The following is a 9,951-nucleotide window of genomic DNA, read 5'->3' as shown; positions in this document are numbered from 1 at the left end:
GGGTGGGGGCGCGGGGGCGGATGCTGGAGGTCGACCGTCTCCGACGCGAGGAGGCCGATCATGGCTGCTTCCCACGCGCTCTCGCACGCGTTCCACCGGGTGAACGCGGAGCTGGAGACCCATCTGCCGGCCGGTCACCCGCTCAGCAAGGTGTACCGCTTCGGCGCCGGGTTGATGGGGGTGGTGCTGGCCGCGTTCGGGGTGCTCGGGCTGATCGACCGGGTGGGTTTCTTCAGCACCGGTGACACGACGATCGCCGGGTTGAGCACCAACGGCGCACTGAGCGTGCTGTCCGTCGGTGTGGGCGGGGTGCTGTTCCTCAGCGCGATGCGCGGCGGGAACTTCGCCTCGAACGTGAACGTCATCCTCGGGCTCGCGTTCCTGTTGAGCGGTTTTGTGAACCTGGCGCTGCTGGAGACCGACTGGAACTTCCTCAACTTCCGCATCCAGAACGTCGTCTTCAGCTTTGTCGTCGGCCTGCTGCTGACGCTCTTCGGGATGTACGGACGGGTGGCCGGGCGGCTGCCGCACGACAATCCGTACTGGCAGGCCCGGCACCCGGGTGAGGCGGACAGGGCGGCCCGGCGGCGGTCCCTCAGGCAGCGGCGTGTCGAAGAGCTTCCGCCAAAATCCGCTCTCCCGCGCCGACGCCCCGGTCGGCCACAGCAGTGACGTGCGGGGCCTGCCAGCCGGTCTCGGCCAGTTCGCCGTGGCCCGGCCGCCAGGCGTGGTCCGCGGCGAGCAGCAGGTCGGCGTCGAGCAGGGAGTCGCCGGCGGCGAGGGTGGTGCGGGCGCCGGTGCGGCGGGCGACCTCGGCCATGGCGGCGCTCTTGGTGAGCGGCCGGGGAACGGCGTAGATCTTGCGGCCCTGGAGGCTGACGGTCCAGCCGCGCGGCTCGGCCCACTCGGTGAGTTCCTTCACCCAGGTGGGAGGGAGCTGTGCGCGGTCCACGACGAGGTAGGCGAACAGCTCCTCGGCGACGCGTTCCTTCAGCAGCCATGCGGGGTCGGCGGTGGCGCGCAGGTGGGCGCGGACCTCGGCGAGGGGTGCGCACTCGTCGGTGAGGCGGGTGCGGACGGCGGCGTGCCAGTCCTCGTCGGTCCGGCCGTCGACGAGGAGGTGGCCGCCGTTGGCGCAGATCGCGTAGGCGGGGGTGGGGATCGGGAGACGGACACGCTGGTACTGCTCGCGGGTGCGGGTGGTCGTGGGGACGAGGACGGTGGCGTCGGCGGCGCGGCGCAGCAGTTCGGCGGCGGTCTCGGTCAGGTAGGAGAGCGGTTTGGCCTGGTAGACCTCGACGCAGAGCAGCCGGGGGGCCATGTTGTCGGGGCCGGTGAGGCCGAGGGCCGCGGCCGAGTAGATGAGGGTGCGGTCGAGATCGCTCGCGAACAGGACCGGCCCGGTCGCGGGGGTGGCGCGACCGGCGGGCCCGCTGGCGGGGGTGGTGGTCGCGGAGGTCATCCGGCTGCCTTTCCGTCGGCGCCGGTGGCGCCGCGTGTGTAGCGGGGGTGGATGAGGCCGACGCAGCTGTAGGGCAGGTCGTCGACCTCCTCGACGGGCACGCCGCGCTGCTCGGCGAGCAGTCGTACGTGGTCGAGGTCGCTGCCTGCGCCCCGGGCGGCGAGCACCCGCCACGGGACGCGGCGCAGCAGGACGCGGGTGGTCTCGCCGACCCCGGGCTTGACGAGGTTGACGTCGTGGATGCCGTACTGCTCGCTGATGCGCTCGACGGCGCGCCAGCCCTCCCAGGTGGGGGTGCGGTCGGCGTTCGCCAGGGCGCGGGCGTCGGCGGCGGCTCGCTCAACTACGCCAACACCCTCTACGTCCCGCCCGAGCCGTTCTTCCGGGACCGTCAGTGGGGCCACATCACCGACTGGCAGGAGGAGCTGCGCCCCTACTACGACCAGGCGCGACGCATGCTCGGCGTCCGGCTCAACCCGACCGTCACCCCCGCCGACGTCCATCTGAAGGCCGCCGCCGAGAAGATGGGCGTCGGGGACACCTTCCACCTCGCGCCCGTCGGCGTCTTCTTCGGCGACGGAGACGACGCCGACGGGAAGACGAAGGCCGCCCCCGGCGAGCCCGCGCCGGACCCGTACTTCGGCGGCGCCGGCCCGGAACGGCACGCGTGCCGGGAGTGCGGCGAGTGCATGACCGGCTGCCGCTGGGGCGCCAAGAACACCCTCAACGAGAACTACCTGTACCTCGCCGAACGCGCCGGGGTCGAGGTCCGCCCCATGACCACCGTCACCGCCGTCACCGAACGCCCCGAGAACGAGGGCGGCGGCTACACCGTCAGCACGGTGCCCACCGACCGCCGCCGCCGCGCCCGCGCCCGCGTCCTCACCGCCGACCGCGTCGTGCTCGCCGCCGGTACCTACGGCACCCAGACCCTGCTGCACCGGATGCGCGACGAAGGCCGGCTGCCGCACCTGTCCCGGCGGCTCGGCATGCTCACCAGAACCAACTCCGAAGCCCTCGTCGGCGCCCAGACCATCCCCCGCCGCTACCGCGCGAAGTACGGAAAGGACGCCGTCCTCGACTTCAGCCGAGGCGTCGCCATCACCTCCTCCGTCCACCCGGACGAGAACACCCACATCGAACCCGTCCGCTACGGCCGGGGCTCCAACGCGATGTCGCTGCTCACCACACTCCAGGTCCGCCATGACTCACGGCTGCCGCGCGCCCTGGCACACGTCCTCACCTGCGTCCGCCACCCCGTGCTGTTCGCGCGCTCGCTGTCCGCCCGGAAGTGGTCCGAGCGGATCATCATCGGCCTGGTGATGCAGTCCCTGGACAACTCGCTGACCACCTACCGCAAGGACAAGGGACTCGGCAAGGGCCTGCTCACCGCCCGCCAGGGCCACGGAGCCCCCAACCCCCTGCACATCCCCGCCGGCTCCCGAGCCGCCCGCCACCTCGCCGAGGAGATCAACGGCTTCGCCGGAACGAACGTCGGCGAACTCATGGGCACCCCGCTCACCGCGCACTTCCTCGGCGGCTGCCCCATCGGAGACGACCCCGACCACGGCGTCCTCGACCCCTACCACCGGCTGTACGGACACCCCGGCATCTCGGTCGTCGACGGCGCCGCCGTCACCGCCAACCTCGGCGTCAACCCCTCACTCACCATCACCGCCCAGGCCGAACGCGCCATGTCACTGTGGCCCAACAAGGGCGAGCCGGACCCGCGCCCCGCCCAGGGCCGGCCCTACCAGCGGATCACACCCGTCGAGCCGCGCACCCCGGCGGTCCCGGAGTCGGCCTTCGCGGCCCTCCGCCTGCCGGTGCTCCCGGTGCCCTCGGTGCCGCCCGCGCCCCCGAAGGGCTCCGCGACGGCCGACTGAGGGCCGGCCTCCCAGCGGCCGCCGTCCCGTTCGACGACGAAGGGCCCGGACCTCCTGCGAGGTCCGGGCCCTTCTCGACTCAGCGGCGGTGCCGCCGGGTCAGAGCCTCAGCGTCGAGCCGGTAGTCACCGACTCAGGCGGCGGCGGTGGTGCTGTCGTCGCTGCCCTTGCGGCGGCGGACGACGAACATGGCACCGGCGCCCAGCGCCACGGCGGTGGCACCGGCGAGCGCGAACATCGGCAGCTTGGAGTCAGAACCGGTGTCGGCCAGCTTGCCGGTCACCGGCAGCTTCTCCAGGCCACCCTGCGGCGCGGGCTTCTTGCCCGGCTTCTTCTCACCCTTGGCGTCGTCGATCTTGCCCGGCTTGGCGCCCGCGGCCAGGATGTCGAACTCGTAGTAGTTGAAGTCCGACATCTGGCAGTTGCCGTCACCGACGACGTGGATGCCGAAGGTCATCACAACGCCGAGGCTGGCCGGGGCCTTCGCGTCGACCTTGACCCGCATCTGGGCCTCGGCGTACTCGCCCGGCTTCAGCTCGGTGGTGGTGCCGAAGTAGCCCAGCTCGTCGTTGATGGTCGACCAGGCGTTCTTGTTCGGGTCGAACCACTGGTGGGTGAGGACCGGGTCGATCTCCTCGTACTCCTTCTTGTCGACGGCGAACGCGTCCGCGAAGGCGGCGACGTTCTTCATCGACTGCTTGGAGTTGTTGGTGACGCGGTAGGTGAAGTTCTTCCAGCCCGAACCGGCGACGATCTTGTTCGGCAGGCCCCGCACGTCGGTGTCGATGAGCGCCTCGTCCTCATCGATGTCCTCGCAGTCGGCGAGCCCGTCATCCGGGCCCTCCTCCTCGTCTTCGTCCTCGTCCTCGTCCTCGGTCGGGGTGGGCTTGGGCTTCTCGTCCTCGTCCTCGTCCTCGGTCGGGGTGGGCTTCGGCTCCTCGTCCTCGTCCTCGGACTCGGTCGGGGTGGGCTTCGGCTCCTCGCCCTCCGGGGCGGACTCCGTCGGAGCCGGCACCGGGTCCGGGTCCCCGGCCTCGTCGTCCTCGCCCGGCGCGTCCGTGGACTCGGCGGTCGGGGCGGTGGTCGGCTGCTCGTCGGCGTACGCGGCGGGCGCGGCCAGCAGGGCGGCGGGGGCGATGACGGCCGTTGCGGCGGCGGCCGCGACTGCGCGACGGATCCTCATGTGTGCGACCTCGTGACTTCTCTCGGGAAAGCGTGGTCAGTGCCTTCGCGGCCAGTCGGCGCACGGGACGAAGGCAGGGTGAAACGTGTGTGGCCGGCGCGGCGCGTGACGCGCGGTGCGACCTGGCGGACCGAACATTAATCCCGAAGTAAAAGCCCTGTCAGCGCTGTTGAACGGGTGCGGGAAGGGCGGGCGTCGACAACCAGGGGACAAATAGCCCTCTGTCGGGGCAGTTGCCCATGTGGTGGGAGTTTTCTGTGTGTTGAACATCACGCCGCGGTCGGGAGTGCGCCGCGCGGTGGAGGCGCGGCTTCCGCCTGCGTGTGCATGGTTGGGCGTGCGGGAGGCGCCGGACGTGCGAAGGGCCCCGGGACGCCGTGGGCGGGGGAGTACGCGTCCCGGGACCCTCCGGAGATCGGTCGCGGCGTCAGGGCGGCGCCGCGACCGACCGGGCGGCGCCGGGGGGTGCGCCGCGGGAGTGAGGTCCGGTCGGCGGCCTCGTCGACCGCCGGGGTACTGATGGTGGGCCCGGTCGCCAGGTCTGCGCAACCGTTTCTGCCGATTACGCCCCAAGCTGTCCCGAGGTCGTTCGCGAACGTCGTTCACGAACCGGCGGGAACCGCCGCCGCACCCGCGGGCGGCCGGCCTCCGGCGTCCCGGAGGCCGGCCACTTGGAGAGTGACCGGGCTGCTGTCCCCTGCTGTCCGGTCACGGCACCGAAGCGAGGTCCCACGACGCGCTGCCCTTCCCTCATCGGCAGGGCCGGCGCCTCATCGCTCCGGTGGTACCACCCCTACAGTCGCCGGGCCCCGGCCGACATCTGGGGCACTCGGACCAACGAAGCGCGTCCCGCTCGGTAACGCTCCGTACGGGTGACGTGGGCCCCCGGGTGGAGCCGCCGGGCTCACACCCGCCCGCGGGACAGCTCCAGCAGCGTCATCGCCAAGGTCGTCCCCGGGCCGCCCAGCTCCGCGCGGAAGCGGCTCAGCACCTCCATCTCCCGTGACAGGTGCACCCGTCGCCCACCTGCGGCGATCCGGGTGCGCTGGATGCGGCTCGACACCTCCATCCGCTCCCGCACGAGTCGGATGATCCGTGCGTCCAGCTCGTCGATCCGCTCCCGCGCCTCGCCGATCACCTGTTCGGGATCGGACGCGTCGGTCGTGGCCGTACTCGCGGTCGTCGTCGGGGTCGTCGTCGGGGTCGTCGGGGTCGTCGGGGTTGTCGTCGTCATGGTGTTCACGGGTCGCTCCTCGCTGTGGCGGTGGGAGCCGTTCCGCGGCCGTGCGGCCCGCGACGAGACACCGCCGCCCCGGGCCTTGGTCGGCCCGGGGCGGCGGTGGAGGTGTGTGGCGTCTGGTGCTCAGACAGCGTGACACGACCCACGGCAGCCGGACGGGCCGGTGCCATAGGTAAACCAGAAGGCCGTGTACTCACGCATGCCGCACAGTATGCCCCGCCCCCGCGCCGCGAGGCCAGCGACACCGCCGGCCACACCGCCGGCGTCGCGCGGCCGGGAAGCCCGCCCGGTCGGCTGCCCGGCCGGGCTCCCCTCCGCGGCCGGTAGACTCGGAGGCACTCTCCCGCTCGACCCGCCGAAAGGCAGCATTCGTGGCCTCCACCGTGGCATCGACCCACACCGCCGCGCCCGCCGCACCCGACACGGTCCTCGTGGTCGACTTCGGCGCGCAGTACGCCCAGCTCATCGCCCGCCGCGTCCGTGAGGCCCGGGTCTACAGCGAGATCGTCCCCTCGACCATGCCGGTCGCGGAAATGCTCGCCAAGAACCCGAAGGCGATCATCCTCTCCGGCGGCCCGTCCTCCGTGTACGCCGAGCACGCGCCCACCGTCGACCGCGCCCTGTTCGAGGCCGGCGTGCCGGTCTTCGGCATGTGCTACGGCTTCCAGCTGATGGCGCAGGCGCTCGGTGGCACCGTCGACAACACCGGAGCCCGCGAGTACGGCCGCACCCCGCTGACGGTGAGCAAGCCGGGCTCCACCCTCTTCGAGGGCACGCCGGTGGACCAGTCCGTGTGGATGTCCCACGGCGACGCCTGCTCGGCCGCCCCCGAGGGCTTCAGCGTCACCGCGTCGACGGAGGTCGTGCCGGTCGCCGCCTTCGAGAACGACGAGAAGAAGCTCTACGGCGTGCAGTACCACCCCGAGGTCATGCACTCCACGCACGGCCAGCAGGTCCTGGAGCACTTCCTCTACCGCGGCGCCGGGCTCGCCCCCAGCTGGACGACCGGCAACATCGTCGAGGAGCAGGTCGAGGCGATCCGCGCCCAGGTCGGCAGCAAGCGCGCCATCTGCGGCCTGTCCGGCGGTGTCGACTCCGCCGTCGCCGCCGCCCTCGTCCAGCGCGCCATCGGCGACCAGCTGACCTGTGTCTACGTCGACCACGGCCTGATGCGCAAGGGTGAGACCGAGCAGGTCGAGAAGGACTTCGTGGCCGCCACCGGCGTCCAGCTGAAGGTCGTCGCGGCGGAGAAGCGATTCCTCGACGCGCTGGCCGGTGTCAGCGACCCGGAGGAGAAGCGGAAGATCATCGGCCGCGAGTTCATCCGGGTCTTCGAGCAGGCCCAGGCCGAGCTGGTCGCGGAGGCCGGTGAGGAGGGCGAGGAGGTCGCGTTCCTCGTCCAGGGCACGCTCTACCCGGACGTCGTCGAGTCCGGCGGCGGCACCGGCACCGCGAACATCAAGTCCCACCACAACGTCGGCGGCCTCCCCGAGGACCTCGAGTTCGAGCTGGTCGAGCCGCTGCGGCAGCTGTTCAAGGACGAGGTCCGGATGGTCGGCCAGGAACTCGGCCTGCCGGAGGAGATCGTCCAGCGGCAGCCGTTCCCCGGCCCGGGCCTCGGCATCCGCATCGTCGGCGAGGTCACCAAGGACCGCCTCGACCTGCTCCGCGAGGCGGACGCCATCGCCCGCGAGGAGCTGACCGCTGCCGGTCTCGACCGCGACATCTGGCAGTGCCCGGTCGTGCTGCTCGCCGACGTCCGCTCGGTCGGCGTCCAGGGCGACGGCCGCACATACGGCCACCCGGTCGTGCTGCGCCCGGTCTCCTCCGAGGACGCGATGACCGCCGACTGGTCCCGCCTCCCGTACGACGTCCTGGCGAAGATCTCCACGCGGATCACCAACGAGGTCGCCGACGTCAACCGCGTCGTCCTCGACGTCACCAGCAAGCCCCCGGGCACCATCGAGTGGGAGTGACGCTCCCCTCTGCCGTCAACGCGGATGCCGCCGTTCCCCCCTGGGAGCGGCGGCATCCGCGTTTCGTCCCGTCACGTCGGCGCAGGTTCCAGAATCGCGTCCGTGGAAGAAGCCGCGACCGCAGACACCGAGTCCTCGACCTCCTGGCCGGTACCGCCACAGGACGGCTGGACCGTGGACGACCTGTACAGCCTGCCCAGTCTCCCGCCGCACACCGAGATGATCGACGGGGGCTTCGTCTTCATGAGCCCGCGGCGAATGTTCCATTCGCTGGCTGTGGATCTGCTCGGGGACGGGTTACGGCAGTCCGTCCCCGAGTGCTTCCGCGTGCGGCGTGAGATGAACATCGTCCTCACCCCCAAGACCGCGCCCGAACCGGACCTTCTCGTTCTCCACGCCGAAGCCTGCCGGGAGCGCGACGAGACCCGCTACGAGGCGGCGGACGCCGTACTCGTGGTTGAGGTGGTCTCACCCGAGTCGGAGGAGCGGGACCGGGACACCAAGCCCTCCAAGTACGCACGCGCCGGCATCCCGCACTTCTGGCGGGTGGAGAAGGGCAACGGCCGACGCCCGGTGGTCTACGTCTACGAGCTGGACCCGGCGACCCGCGTCTACGCGCTCACCGGAATCCACCACGACCACCTCAAGCTGAGCGTCCCCTTCGACATCAACATCGACCTGACCGCCATCGACCACCTGTAGGCGGCGGGCCGGCCCGGCTGCGGGGCGCTGGGGCTCAGGCGCCGAGCCCCCGCAGGGCTTCCGCGACGGAGTCGCGGAGCGGGGTCGTCGGGCGGCCGATCAGTCGGCTGAGGTCCTTGCCGCGTGCGGCGAGCGCGCCGCGCGCGACGTGGTCGTCCACGTCGACCAGGATCGCCGCGAAGGCGGCCGGCAGCCCGGCGGCGAGCAGAATCCGCAGGTGCTCGTCGGCCGGCACGTCCGCGTGTGCGACCGGTCGGCCGGACAGCTCCGCGACCAGCGCGGCGTACTCCGCGAGCGACCAGTCCGCGTCGCCGTTCAGCTCGTACGCGGCGCCCAGATGGCCGTCCGTCGTCAGCACGGACACCGCGGCGGCGGCGTAGTCCGCCCGCGTCGCGGAGGCGACGCGGCCCTCGCCGCTGTTGCCCACGACGGCGCCGTGCTCCAGCACGGGGGCCAGGTTCTCGGTGTAGTTCTCGGTGTACCAGCCGTTGCGCAGCAACGTGTGGGGCACGCCGGACTCGACGATCAGGCGCTCGGTCTCCCGGTGCTCGGCGGCCAGCCGGAACTCGGCCGTCTCCGCGCCGAGGATGCTGGTGTACGCGAGCTGGGCGACGCCGGCCGCCTTCGCCGCGTCGATCACCGCGCGGTGCTGCGGCAGCCTGCGCCCGACCTCGTTGGCGGAGATCAGCAGCACGCGGTCACCCGCGCGGAACGCGTCGGTGAGCGTCTCCGGACGGTCGTAGTCCGCGACCCGGATCTCCACGCCCCGCGCGGCCAGGTCCGCCGCCTTCCCCGCGTCGCGCACGACGGCGGCGACCTCGGCGGCCGGCACCACGCCGAGCAGCCCCTCGACGACCAGCCGTCCGAGCTTTCCGGTCGCGCCGGTGACCACGATGCTCATGTCCCACTCACTTCCCGTCGGTGCGTTCTCGGCCAGGAGCGCCCGGCCGAAAACGACGGTAACAAGGAAGCTAACCAGAAGTTAGTACCCACTTTGAAGTAAGGTACTGGCATGAGCGAAAGTGTGAAGGTGGCAGCGGCGGACACGCCCCTCAGCGACCTGGCCCCCGACGTCTTCTCCGCCCAGTGCGAGTCCCGTGGCGTGCTGGAGCACGTCGTCAGCCGCTGGGGCGTGCTCGTCCTCGCGGCGCTGCTCGACCAGGGCACCCAGCGGTTCAGCGCGCTGCGCCGACGCATCGGCGGGGTCAGCGAGAAGATGCTCGCCCAGACCCTCCAGACCCTGGAACGCGACGGCATGCTCGTACGCGAGGCGAAGCCGGTCGTGCCGCCGCACGTCGAGTACACCCTCACCCCGCTGGGCGAGCAGGCCGCCCGACAGGTCTGGGCCCTCGCCCGCTGGACCGGCGAACACCTCCCCGAAGTCCTCGCCGCCCGCGCCGCCTACGACACCCGCCGCAACGGCACCGCCTAGGCTCCGCCCGCGCGCCGGCCCGCCCGCTCCGCCAGCGCCCGCGGGAGCGCGGCCACCCGCGGCCCCGAGC

Annotated in this window: 8 protein-coding genes and 2 pseudogenes; 5 read left to right on the top strand and 5 right to left on the bottom strand. The window is 72.0% G+C overall.

What is annotated here, in order from left to right:
* The first annotated feature begins 60 nt into the window (after positions 1-60).
* The gene (locus FNX44_RS18400) at positions 61-672 is read left to right on the top strand and encodes a DUF4383 domain-containing protein (RefSeq protein ID WP_143649381.1); all 612 of its coding nucleotides are present in this window, start codon (positions 61-63) and stop codon (positions 670-672) included.
* On the opposite strand, the gene FNX44_RS18395 is transcribed toward FNX44_RS18400, so the two are convergent.
* Together FNX44_RS18395 and FNX44_RS29025 are read right to left on the bottom strand one after the other, a co-directional pair.
* Positions 596-1,462 carry an HAD family hydrolase gene (locus FNX44_RS18395; RefSeq protein WP_228449993.1) on the bottom strand — a complete coding sequence of 289 codons (867 nt, stop codon included), beginning with the start codon at positions 1,460-1,462 and terminating at the stop codon, positions 596-598. The genes FNX44_RS18400 and FNX44_RS18395 overlap by 77 nt on opposite strands.
* Positions 1,459-1,809, bottom strand: a pseudogene (locus FNX44_RS29025) (RNA-binding protein); the annotation flags it as partial. The gene FNX44_RS18395 and the pseudogene FNX44_RS29025, both read right to left, overlap by 4 nt.
* On the opposite strand from FNX44_RS29025, the pseudogene FNX44_RS18385 reads away from it, so the two are divergent.
* Positions 1,756-3,348, top strand: a pseudogene (locus FNX44_RS18385) (GMC oxidoreductase); the annotation flags it as partial. The pseudogenes FNX44_RS29025 and FNX44_RS18385 overlap by 54 nt on opposite strands.
* A gap of 133 nt (positions 3,349-3,481) precedes the next feature.
* Here FNX44_RS18385 and FNX44_RS18380 read toward each other — a convergent pair.
* Together FNX44_RS18380 and FNX44_RS18375 are read right to left on the bottom strand one after the other, a co-directional pair.
* A complete protein-coding gene (locus FNX44_RS18380) occupies positions 3,482-4,531 on the bottom strand; it encodes an LAETG motif-containing sortase-dependent surface protein (RefSeq protein WP_143649379.1) in 1,050 nt (349 codons plus the stop codon).
* 904 nt (positions 4,532-5,435) lie between these two features.
* Positions 5,436-5,765 carry a chorismate mutase gene (locus FNX44_RS18375; protein ID WP_143649383.1) on the bottom strand — a complete coding sequence of 110 codons (330 nt, stop codon included), beginning with the start codon at positions 5,763-5,765 and terminating at the stop codon, positions 5,436-5,438.
* A gap of 377 nt (positions 5,766-6,142) precedes the next feature.
* Here FNX44_RS18375 and guaA point away from each other — a divergent pair, with 377 nt between their 5' ends.
* Both guaA and FNX44_RS18365 read left to right on the top strand, forming a co-directional pair.
* Positions 6,143-7,747, top strand: coding sequence for a glutamine-hydrolyzing GMP synthase (guaA, locus tag FNX44_RS18370; RefSeq protein ID WP_407699136.1), 1,605 nt, complete (start codon positions 6,143-6,145; stop codon positions 7,745-7,747).
* Between the two features lie 102 nt (positions 7,748-7,849).
* Positions 7,850-8,449, top strand: a complete 600-nt coding sequence (locus tag FNX44_RS18365) for a Uma2 family endonuclease (RefSeq protein WP_323369484.1) — start codon at positions 7,850-7,852, stop codon at positions 8,447-8,449.
* A gap of 34 nt (positions 8,450-8,483) precedes the next feature.
* Here FNX44_RS18365 and FNX44_RS18360 read toward each other — a convergent pair whose 3' ends face one another.
* Positions 8,484-9,350, bottom strand: a complete 867-nt coding sequence (locus FNX44_RS18360) for an SDR family oxidoreductase (RefSeq protein WP_143649377.1) — start codon at positions 9,348-9,350, stop codon at positions 8,484-8,486.
* A gap of 111 nt (positions 9,351-9,461) precedes the next feature.
* Here FNX44_RS18360 and FNX44_RS18355 point away from each other — a divergent pair, with 111 nt between their 5' ends.
* Positions 9,462-9,881 carry a winged helix-turn-helix transcriptional regulator gene (locus FNX44_RS18355; RefSeq protein WP_143649376.1) on the top strand — a complete coding sequence of 140 codons (420 nt, stop codon included), beginning with the start codon at positions 9,462-9,464 and terminating at the stop codon, positions 9,879-9,881.
* The last annotated feature ends 70 nt before the right edge of the window (positions 9,882-9,951 follow it).

This window comes from Streptomyces alkaliterrae, assembly GCF_007097205.2.
Taxonomy (GTDB): Bacteria; Actinomycetota; Actinomycetes; order Streptomycetales; family Streptomycetaceae; genus Streptomyces; species Streptomyces alkaliterrae.
This window is presented reverse-complemented; position numbering and strand designations above follow the sequence as displayed.

Excerpts from the sequence above, each read along its gene's own strand:
- FNX44_RS18355 (WP_143649376.1), top strand. The coding sequence starts at position 9,462 with ATGAGCGAAAGTGTGAAGGTGGCAGCGGCGGACACGCCCCTCAGCGAC.
- FNX44_RS18380 (WP_143649379.1), bottom strand. The coding sequence starts at position 4,531 with ATGAGGATCCGTCGCGCAGTCGCGGCCGCCGCCGCAACGGCCGTCATC.
- FNX44_RS18400 (WP_143649381.1), top strand. The coding sequence starts at position 61 with ATGGCTGCTTCCCACGCGCTCTCGCACGCGTTCCACCGGGTGAACGCG.
- FNX44_RS18360 (WP_143649377.1), bottom strand. The coding sequence starts at position 9,350 with ATGAGCATCGTGGTCACCGGCGCGACCGGAAAGCTCGGACGGCTGGTC.
- FNX44_RS18395 (WP_228449993.1), bottom strand. The coding sequence starts at position 1,462 with ATGACCTCCGCGACCACCACCCCCGCCAGCGGGCCCGCCGGTCGCGCC.
- FNX44_RS18375 (WP_143649383.1), bottom strand. The coding sequence starts at position 5,765 with ATGACGACGACAACCCCGACGACCCCGACGACCCCGACGACGACCCCG.